The 22,529-nt window shown below is 62.7% G+C and carries 19 protein-coding genes and 1 other RNA gene; 19 read left to right on the top strand and 1 reads right to left on the bottom strand.

Annotated elements, in window-relative coordinates:
• Positions 1-129: 129 nt before the first annotated feature.
• The 16 genes from BSG19_RS02140 to BSG19_RS25640 all read left to right on the top strand — a co-directional run bounded on the left by BSG19_RS02140 (position 130) and on the right by BSG19_RS25640 (position 17,325).
• Positions 130-774 carry a lytic transglycosylase domain-containing protein gene (locus BSG19_RS02140; RefSeq protein ID WP_244529059.1) on the top strand — a complete coding sequence of 215 codons (645 nt, stop codon included), beginning with the start codon at positions 130-132 and terminating at the stop codon, positions 772-774.
• Positions 775-817: 43 nt separating this feature from the next.
• Complete coding sequence (locus tag BSG19_RS02135; RefSeq protein WP_092984386.1) at positions 818-1,999, top strand: NAD(P)/FAD-dependent oxidoreductase; 1,182 nt, start codon at positions 818-820, stop codon at positions 1,997-1,999.
• 65 nt (positions 2,000-2,064) lie between these two features.
• Positions 2,065-2,467: RNase P RNA component class A (rnpB, locus tag BSG19_RS02130), an RNA gene on the top strand.
• A gap of 437 nt (positions 2,468-2,904) precedes the next feature.
• Entirely contained in the window at positions 2,905-3,345 is a 441-nt protein-coding gene (gene mraZ, locus BSG19_RS02125; protein WP_244529058.1) for a division/cell wall cluster transcriptional repressor MraZ, read from the top strand.
• Between the two features lie 14 nt (positions 3,346-3,359).
• Positions 3,360-4,385, top strand: a complete 1,026-nt coding sequence (gene rsmH, locus BSG19_RS02120; RefSeq protein WP_092984382.1) for a 16S rRNA (cytosine(1402)-N(4))-methyltransferase RsmH — start codon at positions 3,360-3,362, stop codon at positions 4,383-4,385.
• A gap of 3 nt (positions 4,386-4,388) precedes the next feature.
• The gene (locus BSG19_RS02115; RefSeq protein ID WP_092984380.1) at positions 4,389-4,793 is read left to right on the top strand and encodes a cell division protein FtsL; all 405 of its coding nucleotides are present in this window, start codon (positions 4,389-4,391) and stop codon (positions 4,791-4,793) included.
• A complete protein-coding gene (locus tag BSG19_RS02110; RefSeq protein ID WP_092934424.1) occupies positions 4,793-6,544 on the top strand; it encodes a peptidoglycan D,D-transpeptidase FtsI family protein in 1,752 nt (583 codons plus the stop codon). Before BSG19_RS02115 ends, BSG19_RS02110 begins: the two co-directional genes overlap by 1 nt.
• A gap of 64 nt (positions 6,545-6,608) precedes the next feature.
• Positions 6,609-8,102: a UDP-N-acetylmuramoyl-L-alanyl-D-glutamate--2,6-diaminopimelate ligase gene (locus BSG19_RS02105; protein ID WP_092984378.1), complete on the top strand. Its 1,494-nt coding sequence runs from the start codon at positions 6,609-6,611 to the stop codon at positions 8,100-8,102.
• A gap of 4 nt (positions 8,103-8,106) precedes the next feature.
• Positions 8,107-9,540: a UDP-N-acetylmuramoylalanyl-D-glutamyl-2,6-diaminopimelate--D-alanyl-D-alanine ligase gene (locus BSG19_RS02100; protein WP_092984376.1), complete on the top strand. Its 1,434-nt coding sequence runs from the start codon at positions 8,107-8,109 to the stop codon at positions 9,538-9,540.
• Positions 9,541-9,614: 74 nt separating this feature from the next.
• Positions 9,615-10,715, top strand: coding sequence for a phospho-N-acetylmuramoyl-pentapeptide-transferase (gene mraY / locus BSG19_RS02095; RefSeq protein WP_092934418.1), 1,101 nt, complete (start codon positions 9,615-9,617; stop codon positions 10,713-10,715).
• 4 nt (positions 10,716-10,719) lie between these two features.
• A complete protein-coding gene (murD, locus tag BSG19_RS02090) occupies positions 10,720-12,108 on the top strand; it encodes a UDP-N-acetylmuramoyl-L-alanine--D-glutamate ligase (protein ID WP_092984374.1) in 1,389 nt (462 codons plus the stop codon).
• 73 nt (positions 12,109-12,181) lie between these two features.
• Complete coding sequence (ftsW, locus tag BSG19_RS02085) at positions 12,182-13,336, top strand: putative lipid II flippase FtsW (protein WP_092984372.1); 1,155 nt, start codon at positions 12,182-12,184, stop codon at positions 13,334-13,336.
• A gap of 224 nt (positions 13,337-13,560) precedes the next feature.
• Positions 13,561-14,685, top strand: coding sequence for an undecaprenyldiphospho-muramoylpentapeptide beta-N-acetylglucosaminyltransferase (gene murG, locus BSG19_RS02080; protein WP_092984370.1), 1,125 nt, complete (start codon positions 13,561-13,563; stop codon positions 14,683-14,685).
• Positions 14,682-16,109: a UDP-N-acetylmuramate--L-alanine ligase gene (murC, locus tag BSG19_RS02075; protein WP_092984368.1), complete on the top strand. Its 1,428-nt coding sequence runs from the start codon at positions 14,682-14,684 to the stop codon at positions 16,107-16,109. The genes murG and murC overlap by 4 nt, the downstream gene beginning before the upstream one ends.
• A complete protein-coding gene (gene murB, locus BSG19_RS02070) occupies positions 16,106-17,080 on the top strand; it encodes a UDP-N-acetylmuramate dehydrogenase (RefSeq protein WP_092984366.1) in 975 nt (324 codons plus the stop codon). Before murC ends, murB begins: the two co-directional genes overlap by 4 nt.
• Positions 17,080-17,325 (top strand): hypothetical protein, encoded by a 246-nt coding sequence (locus BSG19_RS25640; RefSeq protein WP_139274705.1) that lies wholly within the window; start codon positions 17,080-17,082, stop codon positions 17,323-17,325. The genes murB and BSG19_RS25640 overlap by 1 nt, the downstream gene beginning before the upstream one ends.
• A gap of 197 nt (positions 17,326-17,522) precedes the next feature.
• Here the strand turns inward: BSG19_RS25640 and BSG19_RS02065 are convergent, their stop codons facing one another.
• The gene (locus BSG19_RS02065; RefSeq protein ID WP_092984364.1) at positions 17,523-18,827 is read right to left on the bottom strand and encodes an MFS transporter; all 1,305 of its coding nucleotides are present in this window, start codon (positions 18,825-18,827) and stop codon (positions 17,523-17,525) included.
• A 455-nt stretch (positions 18,828-19,282) separates the two neighbouring features.
• Between BSG19_RS02065 and BSG19_RS02060 the strand changes: the two genes are divergently transcribed.
• Genes BSG19_RS02060 through ftsA form a run of 3 tightly spaced genes read left to right on the top strand, consistent with a single transcriptional unit; the run spans position 19,283 to position 22,460 of the window.
• Positions 19,283-20,209, top strand: coding sequence for a D-alanine--D-alanine ligase (locus BSG19_RS02060; protein WP_092984362.1), 927 nt, complete (start codon positions 19,283-19,285; stop codon positions 20,207-20,209).
• A 47-nt stretch (positions 20,210-20,256) separates the two neighbouring features.
• Complete coding sequence (locus BSG19_RS02055; RefSeq protein WP_280142390.1) at positions 20,257-21,132, top strand: cell division protein FtsQ/DivIB; 876 nt, start codon at positions 20,257-20,259, stop codon at positions 21,130-21,132.
• Positions 21,129-22,460, top strand: a complete 1,332-nt coding sequence (ftsA, locus tag BSG19_RS02050; RefSeq protein WP_092984360.1) for a cell division protein FtsA — start codon at positions 21,129-21,131, stop codon at positions 22,458-22,460. The genes BSG19_RS02055 and ftsA overlap by 4 nt, the downstream gene beginning before the upstream one ends.
• Positions 22,461-22,529 lie beyond the last annotated feature (69 nt).

Here is a 22,529-nt window from a genome sequence, read left to right as displayed (position 1 = left end):
GACGTCGTACCGAGGGCGGGGTCCTGAGGGTTGCGTACCGTTCCCCGCTGATGACCATGATCATGGATCGGATGAGGCCGGGGCGGGGCGTCCGCTGGCTTCCCGATCCCAGCGGAGTTTACAAAATTCATGAGACGAACGACTGTCGTCCAGGCAGCCGCCTGCTTTTGCGTGCTTTTTTCAGGGGTTCAACCATCATTCGCCGGTGCACTAGATGGCGCAGTCGCGCCGGTGGTGCCGGCACCGGAAGCCGCTTACCAGACTGCATCCACAGAACTTTCCCTCCAGTCTCCTCAGACGAGAACAGCCTCTCTCGAAGACGTCAAGACATCCGACATGACGCGTGCGCTGCCGGACGTCGGCCAGACGCTCGGCTTTCCGCTCGCTGACTTCGAGATGGACGCTCCGGCCTATTCCAGCCTCATCGCGACATATGCGGAGGCCTTCGGCGTACCGGTTGATCTGGCGCAGGCCGTCATCCGTGTCGAGAGCAATTTCAATCCGAAGGCGCGCGGCAGTGCCGGTGAGATCGGGTTGATGCAAATCAAGCCGGCAACGGCACGCATGATGGGATATGGCGGCAGCCGGGCAGGGCTCTTCGATCCCGAAACCAACATCAAGTTCGGCATGAAGTATCTTGCCAAGGCCCATCGGCTGTCCGGCGGCTTCACCTGTGGCACCATCCTGCGCTACAACGCCGGTCATGGCGCCACCCGCATGAACCCGGTCTCCAGGCGCTATTGCGGCAAGGTCCAGACGCTGCTGGACTCGTAAACGACAAGGCCACTGTGGAGACCGGTCAATTCCGGAGAAGACGATGAGCGGAACGTTCGACACGATCGTGGTCGGCAAGGGCATGATGGGCGCGGCCGCCGCGCGCCATCTGGCCGTCAGCGGGGCGAACGTCGCCCTGATCGGGCCGGACGAGCCAGGTAACTGGGCCACCCACGAAGGCGTTTTCTCCAGCCACTACGACAACGGCCGGATCACCCGCACCATCGATAGCGACAGCGACTGGGCCCGCATGGCCCGCCGCTCCATCGAGCGCTATCGGGGCATCGAGAGCCGGTCCGGTGTTTCCTTCTACACCGAGGTCGGTTGCCTGATCGCCGGAGCGGACGGTGGCGCCTATCTCGGCAATGTCGATGCCGCCGCCAAAAAGCTTGGCGTCCCCGTGGCGTACATGGATGCACCCGGCCTCCAATCGCGCTTTCCCTATTTTTCCTTCCATGATCATGAAAGCGGGATCTTCGAGGCGAGGGACGCCGGGCATGTCAACCCGCGGGCGCTGGTCGCCGCAGAAACCGTTTGCGCGGCAATGGCCGGCGCCGCCGTCATCAGCCGTGAGGTGACGGGCCTTGCCGAGACGGCGGACGGCGTGGCCGTGACGATGGCCGACGGCGCCACCTATCAGGCGCAGAAGGTGCTGGTGGCGACCGGTGGCTTCGCGCTCTCGGAGACGCTTCTGCGCCGCAAGCCCGCCATGCAGGTTATGGCGCGCACGGTTCTTTTTGCGGAAGTGGCGGAGACGGATCGGGAGCGCCTGTCGGCTATGCCGTCGCTTATTCGCAACGGACCGACGGAAGCGGAGAGCTTCTATCTCCTGCCACCGATCCTCTATCCGGACGGCAAGACCTATATCAAGATCGGTGGCGATCCGGACAATCTTCAGCTTCGCGACGAGGCGCACATCCGGTCGTGGTTCCGCAGCGGGGGGCGAGCGGAAGCCGCAGCGCATCTCGCGCGGCATCTTGCCGATGTCCTGCCGGCCTTCACGCCGGCCTCCACACATTTTTCGCCATGCGTCGTCTCGCTGACGGAAACCGGCTATCCCTATATCGGCTATGTCTCATCCGATCGCGTCGCGGTTCTGACCGGCGGCAATGGGATGGCGGCGAAAAGCTGCGATGAGATCGGCCGGCTGGGGGCTTCGCTGATCCTCGATGGCAAGGTGGACGGCGAAGGATACAGCCAGTCCTTCGCGCCGGTCTTTGCCTGAGACCTTGCCTCTCCGGCGTGGATAAACGCTGGCCAAGGCTGGAAGTCTCCGCTATCAGGGCGCTGCCAGTCGGCCGGGCAGCCGCTCTCCGCTATGACCGAAAGGTTGCGGGGGGAGGAAAGTCCGGGCTCCACGGAAAAACGGTGCCGGATAACGTCCGGCGAGGGCGACCTCAGGGACAGTGCCACAGAAAGCAAACCGCCCGCGTCTGACGCGGGTAAGGGTGAAAGGGTGGGGTAAGAGCCCACCGCGCGTCTGGTAACAGGGGCGGCACGGTAAACCCCACCGGGAGCAAGACCGAATAGGGATGACGTGGGAGCCGCAAGGCTTCCGGCCTGTTCCGGGCCAGTCATCCGGGTGGGTTGCACGAGGCGGCGCGCGAGCGTCGTCCCAGATGAATGGCTGCCACGTTCCGGTCCTCAACCGGCCGGAGCCATACAGAACCCGGCTTACAGGCCGACTGGCGTTTTTCCTTCCCGCTATTCCTGCGGTGCAACGCACCATTTCGGCGGGCCTCCGCATTTCCCTTATGTTACTGTTCTCTCACGTATTTGAGCATGTCCTGATGCCGATTGCGGTGTTTTCGCCGTGTCTGATCCCGCTTTGCAAACAAGGTGTTGCCGAAGCCATCGTAACCATTTGTTAAACTTAACAGTCTATCAATGAACGGTGGAGGTGGCCCCTCCAGCGACCCAAATCCCATTGACCCCCATATGGTCCCATGCTATCCCACTCATGCACTGCACAGGGGTCGTTGAAGACCCGATCATCGCGAGTTTGGTGGTTGCCCCGAGAGGGGTTTTGGAACGGGCACGTCGCCCGGCGGTGGCGTATTGTGTCTGCTTCCGGGGTTGCTTGCGGGCGTTTGCCGTCGGCGCATTGGATGAAAACGGCTGTTGCGCGTCATGAACCGCTTTCTCTCGCATGCTACCAACCGTATCGACGCGAAGGGGCGGGTTTCCGTTCCCTCGTCGTTTCGCGGCGTGCTGGCGAAGCTGGATATACGGGAGCTGTATTGTTTCCAGGACTTCGTGTTCCCTGCCATCAGTGCGGGCGGACCGGAATTGCTGGATCGTTTCGAGCGGCAGATTGCGGACGAGGATCCGTTTTCGCCGCAGGCCAACGAGATGTCGCTCCTAATTCACGGGGGCGGGGTCTTCATGAAGCTCGACCAGGAAGGTCGGTTGATGGTCACGGATTTTATCCGCGACTTCACCGGCATCACCAACGAGGTGACTTTCGTTGGCCGGGCGGATCACTTTCAGTTATGGGCGCCGCAGGTGTTTCAGGAAACGCAGGCGACGGCACGTCAGGAACGCAGGTTGCGAGGTCTGCGCCCCGGCTAGCATGGAGAGACGGAATGGTGGCGGATCTTGGCGACAGTGCAGCTGGAGCCGATGGCGGACCGGTCCGCCACATTCCGGTTCTTCTCCCAGAGGTTTTGAACAGTCTTCAGCCGGGAGCGGGCAAGACGATCCTCGATGGCACGTTCGGTGCGGGAGGGTACACGTCCGCGATTCTGCAAAGCGGTGCCGATGTCATCGCGCTCGACCGCGACCCGAGCGCCATTTCTGCCGGACAGGCGCTTGTCGCGGCGAGCGATGGCCGCCTTACTCTCGTTCACGCACAGTTTTCCGAGCTGGCCCGGCATGCGCCCGAAGGCGGGCTTGATGGTGTCGTGCTCGATATCGGCGTTTCCTCCATGCAGATCGATGAGGCGGACCGGGGCTTTTCCTTTCAGCGTCGCGGCCCGCTCGATATGCGCATGTCGTCCGATGGCGTTTCTGCTGCCGATGTCGTCAACCGTGCGAAGGTCGGCGACCTTATCCGCATCTTCGGCTTCCTCGGCGAGGAGCCGCAGTCCGGCCGTATCGCGCGGGCCATCGAGAAGCGACGCGCCGAGACGCCGTTCGAGACGACCCGGGATCTCGCCGGGCTCATCGAGGTGGTGACCCCCCGCAAGGCCAAGGACAAGATCCACCCGGCGACCCGCGTCTTTCAGGCGCTGCGCATCTTCGTCAACGACGAACTCGGCGAACTGGCTCAGGCGCTCTTTGCAGCCGAGCGGTCGCTGAAGCCCGGCGGACGGCTGAGCGTCGTGACGTTCCATTCGCTCGAAGACCGGATCGTCAAAAAGTTCTTTCAGGATCGCGCCGGCAAGGCTTCGGGCTCCCGCCATCTTCCCATTATGCACGAGCGACCGGCAACCTTCGCACCAGTTGGCAAGGCGATGATCGCTGCCAGCGAAGACGAATCATCCAGAAATCCGCGCGCCCGTTCCGCCAAGCTGCGGGTCGGGGAACGCACGCATGCCCCAGCCGAGGCCGCCGACATGTCGATTTTCGATCTGCCAGACCTTGCAAGTCTTTCGAAGCTGGGAGGCTGACGCATGCTGAGAACACTCGATATCGTGCTGATCGTCGTCATGACCGCTGCGGCGACGGTGACCTACACGATCAAGCACAAGGCTGAGAACAAGCTTGAGGAAGTCCGCTCGCTGGATGCGCAGATCAAGCTCGAGGAAGACACGATCGACCTTCTCCGGGCCGACTGGGCTCTTCTGACCCAGCCGAACCGGCTCGATCGCCTCGTGAAAGCCTATGACAAGGACCTGCAGCTCGTTCCCACGGATCCGACGCAGCTTGCGCATCCCGAAGAGTTGCCGATGTTGAAGGCCGATGTCCCTCCGCCCGAGGAGAAGGACAGCAAGGGCAAGAAGAAAACCGTTCCGGCCGTCGCATCGAGCGATGGCCAGAAGACCGACAAGATCTCAACAGGTTCGGTGGCGCGCTGATGTCGTTTCTTTCCCGCATCATGGTCGTCAAGAGCAAGGCGCACTTCTCCGCCGGCGGCAACAATCATCCCGGCGACCTTTCGCGCGGCGCGCCGTTCGAGGGCATCCGCAAGCGGCGTGGCAACCAGGCTCGCAGCCGCGTGGCCATCGTGATCGCCGGCTTTTCGGTCGTCTACTGCATCATCGGCGGACGGCTGATCCAGTACGGTTTCGCCCAGCCCGAGACGGTATCGAGCATCGGCCGCGCCGACAATCTGATGGCCTCACGGCCTGACATTCTCGACCGGAACGGCCAGATTCTGGCCACCGATATCCGCACCGTGTCGCTCTTCGCCGAGCCTCACAAGATCGTGGATGCGGACGAGGCGGTCGAGCAGCTGGCGACCGTGCTGCCGAACCTCAACAATGCCGACATCTACAACAAGCTGAAGTCCAAATCGCGCTTCCAGTGGCTGCGCCGCCAGCTGACGCCGAAGCAGCAGAGCGAAATCCTCGCGCTCGGCATTCCCGGCATCGGCTTCCGGCCGGAGAAGCGCCGTTTTTACCCGGGCGGCGTCACCGCTTCGCATATCGTCGGTCACGTCAATGTCGACAACCGCGGCATTGCCGGCATGGAGCGCTGGATCGACAACCAGGGCCTCGCCGACCTCGCCGCCATCGGCATGACGAGCGACGCGAAGCTGGAGCCCGTGCGCCTGTCGATCGACCTTCGCGTTCAGAACATCATGCGCGACGTCGTCGTCGATGCCATGGTCAAGTTCAAGTCGCTCGCGGCCGGTGGCGTCGTCATGGATGTGAAGACGGGCGAAATTCTCGCCATGGTTTCCTATCCCGACTACGATCCCAACAAGCCGGCGGACGGGGCGAAGGAAGGCTGGATGAACCGCATGTCGAACGGTACGTTCGAGATGGGCTCCACCTTCAAGTCGTTCACGACGGCGATGGCGCTCGACAGCGGCAAGGTGAAGCTGACTGACAGTTTCGACGCGCGTTTCCCGATCCGCATCGGCGGCTTCACCATCAAGGACTTCCACGGCAAGCACCGCGTGCTGACTGTGCCGGAGATCTTCCAGTATTCGTCCAACATCGGCACGGCCAAGATGGCTGATATCGTCGGCATCGACGCGCACAAGGAATTCCTCACCCGCCTCGGTCTTCTGACGAGGATCCCGACGGAGCTGCCCGAGATCAAGATGCCGAGCCAGCCGAAGGTCTGGAAGAAGATCAACTCAATCACCATCTCGTTCGGCCACGGTGTCTCGACCACGCCGCTGCAGACGGCGGTTGCCGGCGGGGCGCTGCTGAACGGCGGAAAGCTCATCGAGCCCACCTTCCTGCCGCGCTCGATTGAGGACGCCGCTGCCGCCTCTACGCAGGTCATCAAGAAATCCACCAGCGACGACATGCGGTATCTCTTCCGCTGGAACGGTGTCCACGGATCGGGCCGGAACGCGCGCGTTCCCGGCTTCAACGTCGGCGGCAAGACGGGGACGGCCGACAAGGTCGTCAATGGACGCTATTCGAGCGACGCCAACTTCAATGCCTTCCTTGCCGGCTTTCCGATCGACGATCCGCGCTATGTGGTGCTGACCTTCATCGATGAGCCGAAGACGGACAAGGGCAACGGTGCAGCGCTCGCCGGCAACACGGCAGCCCCGATGGTCCACGACATCATCAGTCGTTCCGCGCCGCTTCTGGGCGTCGAGCCGAAGTTCGGTGCCGACGGTTCCGCCTTGCTTGTGGCGTATTGAACGGTAAAGGACGGTCACGCGGCTGTGATGGCCCTGGGGAATCGTGTTGGGAAAAGTGCAATCGATGAAGATCAGTGACCTTGCGACGCTTGCAGATGGTAACAACGGGGCTGGGACCCTTCCGCCTTCAGGCCGGGCCGATGCCGATATTGGCGGGTTGACCGCCGACAGTCGCAAGGTTTCGCCTGGCATGTTGTTCGTGGCCGTTCCTGGCAACAAGGCGAACGGCAGCGTCTATGTAAATGATGCCGTCTCGCGCGGCGCGGTCGCCATCGTTACCGAGGAGGATCTTGGCTCCAAGCTCTCGGTTCCTGTCCTGCGTGTTGCCTCCACGCGCAAGTTTCTCTCCCTCGCGGCAGCGCGGTTCTTTGAAGCGCAACCGGAAACGATGGTTGCGGTGACCGGCACGGCCGGCAAGACCTCCGTTGCATCCTTCACGCGTCAGATCTGGGCGCAGGCCGGTCTCGCGGCAGCGATGATCGGCACGACGGGCGTCGTGGCGCCCGGTCGCAACGATTACGGGTCGCTCACGACACCGGACCCTGTCTCGCTGCACCAATTGCTTTCGGAACTGGCTGCTGCGGGCGTGACGCATGCGGCCATGGAAGCCTCCAGCCACGGGCTCGACCAGAGCCGGCTCGACGGTGTGCGTCTTTCTGCTGCGGCCTTTACCAATCTCGGCCGCGATCACATGGATTACCATCCTGATATCGAGCATTATCTCGGCGCCAAGATGCGCCTGTTCGAAGCGCTGCTGCCCAAGGGCGCGCCGGCGATCATCTTTTCCGACGACGAATGGTCGGATGCCGCGATCCGTGCCGCAAAAGCAGCCGGCAGCGACGTGCGCACCGTCGGGCGCAAGGGCGATTATCTCGCTCTGAAGCGCGTCGAGCATTTCCGCCACAAGCAGATTGCCGAAATCCATGTCGATGGACGTATTTTCGAGGTGAACCTGCCGCTTGCGGGCGACTTCCAGATATCAAATGCGCTGGTTGCCGCCGGTCTTGCTCTTTCCACGGGTGTGGATGCGCCCACGGTGATGCTGGCGCTTGAGAAGCTGCAGGGCGCGCCGGGCCGACTGGAACTTGTAGGCCAGACGCCGGAAGGCGCGCTGGCCTATGTCGATTATGCCCACAAGCCCGACGCGCTGGCGCAGGTCCTGTCGTCTGTCCGCCCGTTTACCACCGGACGCGTCGTCACGGTGTTTGGCTGCGGCGGCGACCGTGACAAGGGCAAGCGGCCGTTGATGGGCGAGATCGCTGCCAGGCTCTCCGATATCGTGATCGTGACGGATGACAATCCACGTTCGGAAACGCCGGCAACGATTCGCAGCGAGATCCTTGCTGCGGCACCCGGCGCGACCGAAATCGCCGATCGCGCCGAGGCTATCCGGCATGCCGTCGGTATACTCGGAACCGGCGACACGCTGATCGTCGCAGGCAAGGGTCACGAGCAGGGACAGACGGTCGGTACGGTCACGCTGCCCTTCTCGGACCATGCCGAAATTCGCAAGGCTCTTGGTGCGCAAGGGACGGCGGGCCAGGAAGTGGGAGGCTGACGACATGGGTTTTCTCTGGACGAGCGCCGACCTGATGGCGGCGATGCACGGTCGCCCTGTGGGCAACCTGCCGCAGGGTATCACCGGCATCTCGATCGACAGCCGCGCCATGGGCAAGGGCGAAGCCTTTTTCGCCATCAAGGGCGACCGCGTGGACGGGCATGATTATGCCGGGCTCGCCATTGCCAATGGCGCAGCACTTCTGGTGGTCAGCGAAGGCAAGCTGCCGGCGCTCGGGCGTCTGATCGCACCGATGATCGTGGTGGACGATGTTCTCGCCGCCCTGGTCCGGCTCGGCTGCGCGGCGCGCGACCGGAGTGCGGCCAAGATCATCGCGGTCACAGGCTCCGTCGGCAAGACGACCACCAAGGAGATGCTGCGGCACGCGCTGTCGCCGAGCGGCCGCGTCCATGCGTCCGTCGCCTCCTTCAACAATCACTGGGGCGTGCCGCTGACGCTCGCACGCATGCCGGAAGCGACCGATTACGGCGTCTTCGAAATCGGCATGAACCACCCGGACGAGATCCGGCCGCTGGTGCGAATGGTTCGTCCGCATGTCGCCTTCATCACCACGATCGCGGCCGCCCATCTGGGCAACTTCCGCGATCTCGATGAGATCGCCACGGCGAAGGCCGAGATCATGGAAGGGCTGGTCGATGGCGGTCACGTCCTTCTCAACCGCGACAATGCGCAGTTCGGCACGCTGGAGAAGGCCGCCGCGATGCTTGGCGTCTCCAGCGTTCACAGCTTCGGTGTCGATCAGCGCGCCGATTTCCGGATGATCGAATATGCGGCGACGCCTGAGGGCGGCACGCTCTGGGCGATGATCGACGGTCGCACGCTCGAGATCCCGCTCGGCGCTCCGGGCAGGCATATCGCCGAGAACGCGCTCGCGGTGCTCGGTGCAGCGGCGCTTGTCGGCGCAGACCTCGACAAGGTGATTTCAGCGCTGGCGACCCTGCAACCTGAAAAGGGCCGCGGCGAACGTCATCGCCTGTCCGTCGGCACAGGCACGCTGACGCTGATCGATGAAAGTTACAATGCCAACCCCGCTTCGATGCGCGCGGCCATCGCTCTTCTCGGCGAGGCCGAAATCGCCGAGGGCGGAAGGCGGATCGCTATTCTCGGCGACATGCTGGAGATGGGCGCACATTCTGCGCAGGCGCACGCGTCTCTCGCCGGACCGCTCTTGGAGCAGGGCATCGATACGGTCTGGCTTGCCGGGCCGGAGATGACGCATCTGCGGGATGTTCTGCCGGAGACGGTGTCCGTCGTTCATTGCGATGCGGTCGACGATCTGCGCAACCACGCAGTCGCCTCGGTGCGAGCCGGCGATGTCGTCATGATCAAGTCTTCGAAGGGAACGGGCTGCGGGCGGATTGTCCAGGCGCTTCTCGATACATTTCCGGCGCAGGCCGAACCGGGGCAGGCGCTCTAGCGCTCGCTCCACCTCTTTTTCCTCTCCGGTCGGGAGAGGCATGTCGATATCGAATTTTCGGGGAAGGGTCCCTCATGCTCATCTGGCTTGTCGAACTGGCGGACCATTTCCAGTTTTTCAATCTGTTCCGGTACATCACGTTCCGCACCGGGGCTGCGCTTTTCACCTCCGCCATGATCGTCTTCCTGTTCGGGCCGAAGATGATCTCGTCGCTACGCGTGCGGCAGGGCCGCGGACAGCCGATCCGTGCCGATGGACCGCAGACGCACTTCAAGAAGGCGGGAACGCCGACGATGGGCGGTCTCATGATCCTTGCCGGCATCGTCGTCTCGTCGCTTCTCTGGGCCGACCTGTCCAGCGTTTACGTGGTCTCGACATTGCTCGTCACGCTCGGCTTCGGCGCTATCGGTTTTTATGACGACTATCTCAAGGTGACGAAGCAGTCGGACAAGGGTTTTTCCGGCAAGGCGCGTCTTGCGATCGAATTCGCTGTCGCCGCCATCGCCGTGTTCTTCATGATGCGGTCGGCGATATCGGCGGGCACTGCCGGCTCGACCTTCGGCTCCTCTCTGACATTTCCCTTCCTCAAGGATTTCACGCTCAACCTCGGTTATTTCTTCATCCTGTTCGGTGGCTTCGTCATCGTCGGCGCCGGCAATGCCGTGAACCTGACGGACGGGCTCGACGGCCTCGCCATCGTCCCGGTGATGATCGCTGCGGCGTCCTTCGGTGTCATCGCCTATCTCGCCGGCAATGCGGTGTTCGCCAACTATCTTCAGATCCATTTCGTGCCGGGTACCGGCGAACTGGCCGTCATTCTCGGGGCGGTCATCGGGGCGGGGCTCGGGTTCCTGTGGTTCAATGCGCCGCCGGCCGCCATCTTCATGGGCGACACCGGCTCTCTGGCGCTCGGCGGTCTCATCGGCACCGTTGCCGTCGCCACCAAGCACGAAATCGTCATGGTCATCATTGGCGGCCTGTTCGTCATGGAGACGCTGTCCGTCATCATCCAGGTCTTCTGGTTCAAGCGCACCGGCCGCCGCGTGTTTCTCATGGCGCCCATCCACCACCACTTCGAAAAGAAGGGCTGGACGGAAAGCCAGGTCGTTATCCGCTTCTGGATCATCGCCGTCATTCTGGCCATGGTCGGCCTGTCCACGCTGAAGCTGCGGTAAGCCGATGATCCCCGTCACCACGCTCAAAGGTCGTCACGTCGCTCTCTTCGGTCTCGGAGGCTCCGGGCTCGCCACCGCGCGTGCGCTGGTTGCCGGCGGTGCCATGGTGACGGCGTGGGACGACAATGCCGGGAGCGTGGCAAAGGCTGCGGCCGAGGGTATCGGCACCGGCGACCTGCGGGAGGCCGACTGGTCGATATTTTCGGCCTTCGTTCTGTCGCCCGGCGTTCCCTTAACGCATCCGAAGCCGCACTGGACGGTCGATCTTGCGCGCGGCGCTGGCGTCGAGGTCATCGGTGACGTGGAGCTTTTCTCGCGTGAGCGACGCGCGCTTGCGCCCGCAGCACCGCTGATCGCCATCACGGGCACCAATGGAAAATCCACGACCACGGCGCTGATTGCGCATATTCTCGCCGCCAGCGGCCGGGATACGCAGCTCGGCGGCAATATCGGCACTGCGGTGCTGACGCTCGATCCACTGGCGGAAGACCGGTTCTACGTGGTCGAGTGCTCGTCCTACCAGATCGACCTGACGCCTTCGCTGGAGCCGACGGCCGGCATTCTTCTCAACCTCACGCCCGACCATATCGACCGGCACGGGACCATGGAAAATTATGCAGCGATCAAGGAGCGCCTCGTCGCTGCGAGCCATACCGCCATCATCGGCGTGGACGATGTCTGGTGCGAAGCCATTGCGGATCGCGTGGCGCTCGCCGGTCGTCACGTCATTCGGATCGCGCGGCACCGGTCGCTTGGCGACGGATATTTCGCGCAGGACGCCGCCGTGATGCGCGCCGAGGCCGGTCATGCGGAGGTCTTTGCCGATCTCTCGGGCATTGCGACGCTGCGAGGCAGCCATAACGGACAGAACGCGGCAGCGGCGATCGCCGCCTGCCTTGCTGTCGGCGTGTCGAAAGCGGAAATCCTTTCGGGCCTCGCATCCTTTCCAGGGCTCAAGCATCGCATGCAGCCGGTTGCGACCATCGGCGGCGTCACGTTCGTCAATGACAGCAAGGCGACGAATGCCGAAGCTGCGGCCCCGGCCTTGTCGAGCTTCGAGCGGATCTACTGGATCGCCGGCGGCGTGCCCAAGGAAGGCGGCATCGCGTCGCTTTCTCCCTATTTTGCGAGAATCGCAAAAGCCTACCTGATCGGTCAGGCTGCGGACGATTTTGCTGCGACACTTGGCGATGCCGTTCCCTTCGAGCGTTCGGAAACGCTGGAGAAGGCCGTGGCGGATGCGGCGGCCGATGCGGCACGGGACGGGCTGCCGGCAGCCGTTCTGTTATCCCCGGCTTGCGCAAGCTTCGATCAGTACAAGAACTTCGAGATGCGCGGGGATGCATTCGTGGCTCATGTGGCTGCACTCCCCGGTGCGACCATGCTGATTTGACAGCCGTGGCGGCTCATGTCGCCGCGGCCGGACGGTTTACGGCGCGACTGCGCTTTTTGACGAGGATGAAGACATGGTGAGTCGTGCGGAGCGTGGCCCGGTGGCCGACTGGTTCTGGACCATCGACAGGTTTTTCCTGGCGACGTTCATTCTGTTGATGGGCATCGGCTTCATGCTGTCCTTCGCCGCCAGCCCGGCCGTGGCCGAGCGGCTGGGCCTCGACAGCTTTCACTTCGTGAAGCGCCAGGCGGCATTTCTCATTCCGTCGCTGGTCGTCATGATCGGCCTGTCGTTTCTCACACCGCGTCAGGTGCGTCGCACGGCCATCGTCATCCTCGCCGCATCCATCGCCATGATGATTCTGGCGCTTTTCTTCGGCGTCGAGATCAAGGGCTCGCGCCGCTGGTTCTCCGTGGGCCCCATCGGTATACAGCCGTCCGAATTCATGAAGCCGGCCTTCGTCATCGTTTGCGCCTGGCTCTTCTCCGAACATGCTCGCCAGCCGGAAATCCCGGGCAACCTTTTCGCAATCCTGCTGTACGGCATCGTCGCCACGCTTCTCATCGCCCAGCCCGACCTTGGTCAGACCATCCTCACGACGGCCGTCTGGGGTGGCATGTTCTTCATGGCTGGAATGCCGTGGCTCTGGATCGTCGTGCTCGGCGGTTCGGCCGTCGGCGGTCTGGTTGTCGCCTACACGCTGCTTCCCCACGTGGCCGGCCGTATAGACCGGTTCATGACCGGCGAGGGCGACACGTTCCAGGTCGACACGGCGCGCGAAGCGATCATCCGCGGTGACTGGCTGGGGCAGGGTCCGGGCGAGGGCATCATCAAGCGCATCATCCCGGACAGCCATACCGACTTCATCTTTTCGGTCGCGGCCGAGGAGTTCGGCATCGTGTTCTGCATGGTGATCGTCGCCATCTTCTCGTTCCTCGTCATGCGCGGCCTCAGCCATGCCTTCCGCGAGCGCAACGACTTCAACCGTTTCGCCGTCGCCGGGCTGGTGTTGCAGATCGGAATCCAGTCGATCATCAATGTCGGGGTCAATCTCGAACTGCTTCCCGCCAAGGGCATGACGTTGCCGCTGATCTCGTATGGCGGCTCCTCGATGATCGCGATCTGCGTGACGGCCGGCTTCATTCTCGCTCTGACGCGTCACCGCCCAGAAAAGCGCGCTCTGGAGCGCAGCCTGTTCCGCACCGGGGCGCCTGTCGCGGCGGAATAGCGACTGCCGCGTTCCCGTCGTGCGCTCAAAACGGGCGCCAACCAAATGACAGCGCCGCGCTTCGTTCCGACACGCGGCGCTGAGGCACTTCAAGTTGCTGGAAAGTTGAAGGAAACCGGTGCCGGTTTTCGACATTATGCGCTAGAACATTTCGGCCGTGCTTTTTTGATACATATTCGCTGCGCAGCTTTGCGCAACACGCTTCGTACTGGAGGTCTCGAGTCTTGACCAAGGGCATTGTCATGCTAGCCGCCGGAGGTACCGGCGGTCATCTTTTTCCAGCCGAGGCGCTCGCGCACGAACTGGCCGCACTGGATTTCACGGTGCACCTGATCACCGACCACCGCGCCGAGCGTTATGCCGGTTCGTTCCCCGCCGAGGGCATCCATGTCGTCCGCTCCGCCACGATCGGTTCGCGTAACCCGGTAAAGGTCGCGTCCTCGCTCTGGCAATTGTGGAGCGGCATGCGCGAGGCCCGCGGGATCATCCGGCAAGTGAAGCCGAAGGTGGTTGTGGGCTTCGGGGGCTATCCGACCGTGCCGCCGCTTCTTGCTGCCAGCCGGCTGCGCATCCCCACCATCATTCATGAACAGAACGCGGTGATGGGCCGCGCGAACAAGGGCCTTGCCGGGCGTGTCACGGCGATTGCCGGCGGCTTTCTGCCGGAAACGGACGGGCGCTATGCGAAGAAGACGGTAACGACCGGCAATCCCGTGCGTCCCGCCGTGCTTGAGGCTGCGGAGGTTCCCTATGCGGCGTCTGGCCCGGGCGAGCCCTTCCGGCTTGTCGTGTTTGGCGGTAGCCAAGGCGCGCAGTTTTTCTCGAAGGCCATTCCCTCAGCCGTCGCACTGCTCGAGCCCGAGCTTCGCGCCCGTCTGCACGTGACGCAGCAGGCCCGGCCGGAGGATCTCGATGGCGCGCGGACGGCGATGGCGAAATTCGAGCTGACATCGGAAATCTCGCCGTTCTTCACCGATATGGCAGGACGGATCGCCGCCGCGCATCTGCTCGTCTGCCGTTCCGGGGCTTCCACCGTATCGGAGATTGCCGTCATCGGTCGCCCGTCCATCCTCGTGCCTTATCCCTTCGCACTCGATCACGATCAGTCGGCAAATGCCGCCGCTCTTGCCGAGACGGGAGCAGCACGGCTCGTGCCGCAGAAAGACCTGTCGCCGGAGGTTCTCGCTAGCTTCATTCGCGATGCGATGAACAACCCGGAGAGCATGGCGGAGATGGCGACCAGCGCCAAGGCTGCCGGCCGCCCGGATGCCGCGCGCTTGCTTGCCGGCATGGTAGAGGCTATTGCCAGCGGCCAGACGATTGCCCAATTCAAGGAAAAGCGCTCATGAAACTGCCGCAGACGATCGGCCTCGTCCATTTCATCGGTATCGGCGGGATCGGGATGAGCGGCATTGCGGAGGTGCTGCACAATCTCGGCCACCGCGTTCAGGGTTCCGACCAATCCGAAAGCGCCAACGTCCAGCGACTGCGCGAGAAAGGCATCGAGGTTTTCGTCGGTCACAAGGCTGAGAACCTTGGCGAGTCCGAGGTCGTCGTCGTGTCCACGGCGATCAAGAAGACCAACCCGGAACTGATCGCGGCGCGCGAAAAGCTGCTGCCCGTCGTGCGCCGCGCCGAGATGCTGGCCGAACTCATGCGCTTCCGAAGCTCGATCGCCATCGGCGGCACGCATGGCAAGACGACCACGACCTCGATGGTTGCGGCCCTGCTGGAAGCAGGCGGCCTCGACCCGACCGTCATCAATGGCGGCATCATCAATGCCTATGGCACGAATGCCCGCATGGGGGCCGGGGAATGGATGGTGGTCGAAGCCGACGAATCGGATGGCACATTCCTGAAGCTTCCTGCCGATGTCGCTGTCGTCACCAATATCGACCCGGAGCATCTCGACCATTACGGCACGTTCGATCAGGTGCGGGCCGCTTTCCGCCAGTTCGTCGAAAACGTACCGTTCTACGGCTTCGGCGTGATGTGCCTCGATCATCCCGAAGTGCAGACGATGGTCTCCAAGATCGAGGACCGCAAGGTCATCACCTATGGCGAGAACCCGCAGGCGGATGTTCGCTTCTTCAATATCCGCATGGATGGAGCGACCTCGATCTTCGACGTCGCCATCCGCCGCCGCCGTACGGGCCAGCTGATCGAGCTGAAGGACCTGCGCCTTCCGATGCCCGGTCGCCACAACGTCTCCAACGCGACGGCCGCGATCGCGGTCGCAAACCGGCTCGGCATGAACTCCGAGGATATCGCCAAGGGCCTTGCCGCCTTCGGCGGCGTCAAGCGGCGCTTCACCTTTACCGGCGAGTGGAACAACGTTCGGATCTATGATGACTACGGGCACCACCCGGTCGAGATCAAGGCGGTGCTGCGCGCCGCGAGGGAGGCCTGCCAAGGCCGAATCATAGCTGTGCACCAGCCGCACCGGTTCTCGCGTTTGCAGAGCCTGTTCGAGGACTTCGCGGCCTGCTTCAACGATGCCGATACGATTATTCTGTCGCCGGTCTACTCGGCCGGCGAGGAGCCGATCGAGGGTATCACCTCGCGGGAGCTGGTTTCCCGGATCAAAGCGGGCGGCCATCGCGATGCCCGCTACGTCGAAGGGCCCGAAGGCCTTGCGCCGCTCGTCGCCACCATTGCACAACCCGGTGACTTCGTGGTTCTTTTGGGCGCCGGCAGCATTACCTACTGGGCTGCCGCGCTGCCAAAGGAATTGGCCGACATCACAGAGCAGGGGACAGGACAGGACGCATGAAACAGGTTGACGGAACAAAGCTGCTCGCATCTCTCGGCGAGGGCGTCAACGCGCTTCGGGGACGGCTGACGCCGGATGCGCCCATGGACCGCGTGACCTGGTTCCGCGCCGGCGGGCTTGCCGAGCTGATGTTCCAGCCACATGACGTCGATGATCTCGTGACCTTTCTGAAGCTCGTTCCGGAAGAGGTTCCGGTCATGGTGGCCGGCGTCGGCTCGAACCTGCTGGTGCGCGACGGCGGCATTCCCGGCGTGGTGATCCGCCTTTCGGCAAAGGGTTTTGGTGACATCGAGCTTGTGGGCGACAACCGTGTAAAGGCTGGCGCCATCTGCCCGGACAAGAACCTCGCCGCCATGACGCTCGATCACGGGATCGGCGGCTTCTTCTTCTATTACGGCATACCGGGCACGGTCGGTGGCGCACTGCGGATGAACGCTGGCGCAAACGGCGGCGAGACGCGCGAGCGGGTGGTCGAAGTGCATGCCATCGACAGGCAGGGCGAGAAGCACGTGTTGAGCAATGCCGACATGGGCTACAGCTACCGCCATTCGAGCGCGCCGAAGGAACTGATCTTCACGCACGCCGTGTTCGAGGGATATCCCGAGGACAAGGCGAAGATTCGCGCCGAGATGGACGCGGTGCGCCAGCACCGGGAGACAGTTCAGCCGATCCGTGAGAAGACGGGTGGCTCGACATTCAAGAACCCGGAAGGTCATTCCGCCTGGAAGCTGATCGACGAGGCCGGCTGCCGTGGCATGATGATCGGCGGCGCGCAGATGTCCCCCATGCACTGCAACTTCATGATCAATACAGGGCAGGCGAGCGGCTACGAGCTTGAATATCTCGGCGAAACCGTGCGCCAGCGCGTGATGGAGCATTCCGGCATCAAGCTGGAGTGGGAGATCAAGCGGATCGGCAAATTCATGGCCGGTTACGAGGTGCGGGAGTTTCTGGGCCGGGCCACGGTGTGATGGCGGGAGGTGATGCTTCGCCTCTCATCCACAATGAGCGGGTGAAGCTCGCAGCCAATTCGATCGACCGATTGGCTACGGCGTCCATTGCGGCAGGTTTCATAACGCCGGTTGTTTCGCTGGCGAATGGGCAGGTGCTGTTTGGTTTATCGGCGCCGCTCGCTATTTCGACCATCACTTGGCTTTTGACAGCGCTCGCATTACATTGGGCAGCAAGACATATGCTCGGGAAACTCAGGCCGTGACGTTCGGGACCATCTTCTATCTCTATCTTCTGCCTGTGTTGCTCGCAGTTTCCGTGTGGGGCGCGATATGGATTTCCGAATGGAGATCAGGGCGTCGCAATAGGTTGCATCCGGGAGAGTAAGCTTTCTTCACAAACAAAAAGGCCGCGAAGTCAGAGACTTCGCGGCCTTTTTGTTTGTTCTGATTCTGCTTGAGGTCAGACCTCGTGCTTGCCTGACAGCAGGATGCAGACGAGCGTTATGACGGCTGCGAACAGCACGTAGTAGCCGACGGCGGTCATGCCGTAGGTCGCCTGCAGGTAGGTTGCGATGTAGGGCGCCAGCGAGGCGCCGAAGATGCCGGCGAAGTTGAAGGTGATCGACGAACCGGTGTAGCGCACATTGGTCGGGAAGGGGGCGGCGAGCGCCGTTCCGATCAGGCCGTAGGTGATGCCCATCAGCGCCATGCCGATGACGACGAACAGGACGACGCTCGCTTCACCGCTGGTCAGAAGACCCGGCAGGAAGAAGGAGAAGATACCAATCAGCACGGTCACGCCGATCAGGATCTCACGGCGGCCGAAGCGCTCGGCCAGCTTGCCGGCGATGGGGATGAAGATGCCGAAGAGAACGGCGCCGAGCAGCTGGATTTCGAGCGCATCGACGAAGGGTAGCTTCAGAACCTTGATGTTGTAGGACAGGAGATAGGCCGAGCCGATGTAGAACAGCACGAAGGTTGCCAGCGCAACGAAGGTGCCGAGAACGAGGCTCCGCTTGTGGTTGCGGAAGAGTTCGACCACAGGAACCTGAACGCGTTCGTGTTTGTCGATGGCCTTCTGGAACGCCGGTGTTTCTGTGATGGACAGGCGAACCCAGAGGCCGACCGCGATCAGCAGGATCGAGGCGATGAACGGCACGCGCCAGCCCCAGCTCAGCAGCGCTTCCTGCGACATGACATGCAGCAGCAGCCAGAAGACGCCGGAGGAGAGGAACAGGCCGACGGGTGCGCCGAGCTGCGGGAACATGCCGTACCAGCTCTTCTTGCCTTCAGGCGCATTCTCGGTTGCCAGCAGAACGGCGCCGCCCCACTCGCCGCCAAGGCCAAAGCCCTGACCGAACCGGCACAAAGCCAGAAGCAGCGGTGCGAGAACGCCGATCGATTCGTAGGATGGGAGAAGGCCGATGATGACGGTGGAGATGCCCATTGTCAGAAGGGCTGCGACCAGCGTCGTCTTGCGGCCGACGCGGTCTCCGTAATGGCCGAAGACGACCGCGCCGAGCGGGCGGGCGAAGAAGGCGATGGAGAAGGTGGCGAAGGATGCCAGCAGCGCTGTCGTCGGATCGTTGTTCGGGAAGAACAGCGTCGGAAACACCAGAACGGCAGCCGTTGCGTAGACGTAAAAGTCGAAGAATTCGATGGTGGTGCCGACGAGGCTCGCCAGGAGCACGCGAGCCGGGGAATTGGTAGCGCGTGCGTCCAAGACATCTGCCTTCGACGATACCGGAGATATCGCGTTGCTCATGATCTTGTCCGTGTTGAGGATCCGCCACCCTCATAGGTAGCTGACGGCTTCTTAAGGCAAGTTAATGTCGGAAGAAACCCTGTTTACGCAATAATATGACGCGATCTCTCGCCGTTTCGCATGAGATGGAACGATGCCGCATAGCTCGCTTTGCGGGCTGCCTTACCGCTGCCTTGTCTTTGGGCGAAAGCCCGGTGAGGGGAGATCACTCTTCGCAAAAGTGTGACGGAACCGGCGCGAGCCATGCGGAATGCTTCCGTGCCATTTTGATCACAGCCATCGCCAGCCTTGGCTGCGGTTCTGTCTGGCGTGCCGCTCACCGCACCAGGTTAACGAAAGTAAACGGTTCGTTAACCTTAATGACGCTTTAGTGAGCGCAGACAGGCAAGCGTTGAGTCGGAGTTCTTCCGGTCGCTTCGCCGGCGCATGATGGATCAGAAACGTCGGGGGTTTTCATGAGTGGCAAACACGTCGCAGTGCTGATGGGAGGCTTCTCGTCGGAGCGGCCGGTCAGCCTGTCTTCGGGCGCCGCCTGTGCCGACGCGCTGGAAGCCTTCGGTTATCGCGTCACGCGAATCGATGTCGATCGCGATGTCGCCACCGTTCTTGACGCGCTGCGCCCCGACGTCGCTTTCAATGCACTGCATGGTCCTTTCGGCGAAGACGGCACGATACAGGGCATTCTGGAATATCTCGAAATTCCCTACACACATTCCGGTGTGCTGGCCTCGTCGCTGGCCATGGACAAGGGGCAGGCCAAGATCGTCGCGAAGGCGGCGGGCATTCCCGTTGCCGAGGCGAAGGTGATGGATCGGCACGATTTCGGCCAGGATCATCCGATTCCGACGCCCTACGTGGTCAAGCCTGTGCGCGAAGGGTCGAGCTTCGGCGTCGTCATCGTCCAGAAGGATCAGTCGCATCCGCCGCAGATCATCACATCCAGCGAGTGGCGCTACGGCGACCTCGTCATGGTCGAGCGGTACATTCCCGGCCGCGAATTCACCTGCGGCGTCATGGGCGGCGAAGCGCTGGGCGTGACCGAGATCATTCCGCAGGGGCATGCCTTCTACGACTTCGATGCAAAATATGCCGCGGGTGGCTCGAAGCATGTCATTCCGGCGGAAATTTTACCGAATATTTACCAAAACATTCAAAGACTGGCCGTTGCGGCACATCATGCGATGGGGTGCCGTGGTGTCAGCCGCTCCGACTTCCGCCTTGACGAAAGCGCATCCGAAGAGGGTGAGCTGATCTGGCTCGAAATCAACACGCAGCCAGGTATGACCCCGACATCGCTGGTTCCTGAAATGGCGGTTCATGCCGGCCATTCCTTTGGTGAGTTCCTCAGCTGGATCGTGGAGGATGCGTCGTGTTTGCGTTGAGAGGTCGTTTCCAGGAGCGCGTCCGCGCGCCGCAGGAGTTCCGGGACATGGATGGCCATGTCGTCTTGCCGCGTCCGCTGCGTCGCGTCGTCCGCTTCTTCGTCGCGCTCGGCACGGGCCGCATTCACTTCGCACCTTATACCGGCACGGTCTCCGCGCTGGCGCTCTTTGCTGCAACGGGCCTCTATGGCATGGCGATCGGCGGACACACGCCTGAAGTCGCAAAGGCGACGACGTCGGCTGCCGGCTTCGCCATCGAGGACGTGAAGATCGCTGGCAACGACCAGACCTCTGAAATCGACATTCTTCAGGAGATCGGTCTCGATGGTGCGACGTCACTCGTCGCTCTCGATATCGATGCCGCCCGTCAGGCCATCGCGAAGATGCCGTGGGTCGAAGAGGTGACGGTCCGCAAGGTCTATCCCGGCACGATCGAGGTCAACCTCAAGGAGCGCAAGGCTTTCGGTATCTGGCAGCACGGGTCCGATCTGTCGCTCATCGAGAAGAGCGGCAGCGTGATTGCGCCGCTGCGCGACAACAAGTTCGCCGAATTGCCCCTGTTCGTCGGTCGGGACGCGGAAACCGCAGCGGCCGGCTTCTATGCCCGCTTCGCCGACTGGCCGGAAATCGCCAGCCGCGTGAAGGCCTATGTCCGTGTCGCCGGTCGTCGCTGGGATCTGATCCTCGACAATGGCGTCATGGTGAAGCTTCCCGAGCAGGATCTCGACCGCGCCATGCAGGTGCTGTCCACGATGGAAGAGGGCCAGCAACTGCTGGAGCGCGACATCGCCGCCGTCGATCTTCGTCTCGAAGATCGCACCACCATACAACTGACCCCCGGCGCCGCAGAGCGCCGACAGGTCGCCCTTGAAGCCCGCACCAAACAGCTCAAGAAAATCGAGAGCCAAGAGGACCGCATATGAGCCTGTTCGGTTCGTCGCATTTCGGCCTGCCGCGTCTGAAGCCCCTGTCGGCGAAGCGATCCCACATCGTTTCGGTCCTCGACATCGGTTCGACGAAGGTCGTTTGCATGATCGGCCGCCTGACACCGCGCGCCGAAAGCCAGATCCTGCCCGGTCGCACGCATGCGATCGAGGTTATCGGTCTTGGCCATCACAAATCGCACGGCATGAAGAACGGCGTCATCGCCGATCTGGATGCCGCCGAAAGCGTCGTACGGCTTGCCGTGGATGCCGCCGAGCGCATGGCCGGGCTGACAATCGACAGCCTGATCGTGAACGTATCCGCAGGACGCCTGCAGAGCGACATCTACACGGCCTCCGTCGATCTCGGCGGTCAGGAAGTGGACGGCGCGGACCTCAAGCGGGTTCTTGCGGCTGCCGGCCAGCGCTCGCAGCGTCAGGACCGAGTCATTCTCCATTCGCTGCCGACAGGTTTCTCGCTCGACGGTGAACGTGGCATCCGCGATCCGCTCGCCATGTTCGGCGACACCCTCGGTGTCGACATGCACGTGCTGACGGCCGAGCGTGCGGCGCTGAAGAACCTCGAACTGTGCATCAACCGCGCGCATCTTTCGGTCGAAGGCATCGTGGCGACCCCGTATGCCAGCGGTCTTTCCGCACTGGTGGACGACGAGGTCGAACTCGGCTGCGCCTGCATCGACATGGGCGGCGGCACGACGACGATCTCGGTCTTTGCGGAGGGCAAGCTTGTGCATGCCGACGCCGTGAGCCTGGGCGGTCATCATGTGACGACGGACCTTGCACGCGGTCTCTCGACCCGGATCGAGGATGCCGAGCGGCTTAAGGTCGTGCATGGCTCGGTCATGCCGAACGACGCCGACGAGCGCGAAATGGTGACGGTTCCGCCTATCGGCGAAGACGATCGCGATCAGCCGACTCACGTTCCACGCGCCCTCGTTTCGCGAATCGTTCGCGCTCGCGTCGAGGAGACGCTGGAACTCATTCGCGACCGCATCCAGCGTTCGGGCTTCTCGCCGATCGTCGGAAAGCGGGTTGTGCTGACCGGTGGCGGAAGCCAGCTGACGGGCCTGCCGGAAGCGGCGCGCCGTATTCTTGCCCGCAACGTGCGGATTGGTCGCCCTCTTGGTGTTTCCGGCCTTCCGCCGGCCGCCAAGGGCCCGGCCTTCTCCACGGCTGTCGGCCTGATGATCTATCCGCAGGTCGCCGAGATGGAGACGCATGCCGCCCAGGGCGGGATGCTTTCGTCGCTCGGCGGCGGCGACAGCCGTATCGCTCGAATGGGGCAGTGGCTGAAAGAGAGTTTCTAGGTTCGCGTAAGGTAGGACCTGCATAAGGGTAAATTGAGATTTGGTCGGCTCGGCAAGGCGACCAGAAAC

Origin of the sequence: Rhizobium sp. NFR03 (assembly GCF_900111275.1) — a bacterium.
In the GTDB taxonomy this organism is placed as follows: domain Bacteria; phylum Pseudomonadota; class Alphaproteobacteria; order Rhizobiales; family Rhizobiaceae; genus Ferranicluibacter.
The sequence above is the reverse complement of the archived record's forward strand: the minus strand, read 5'-3'. Positions and strand labels throughout refer to the sequence as shown.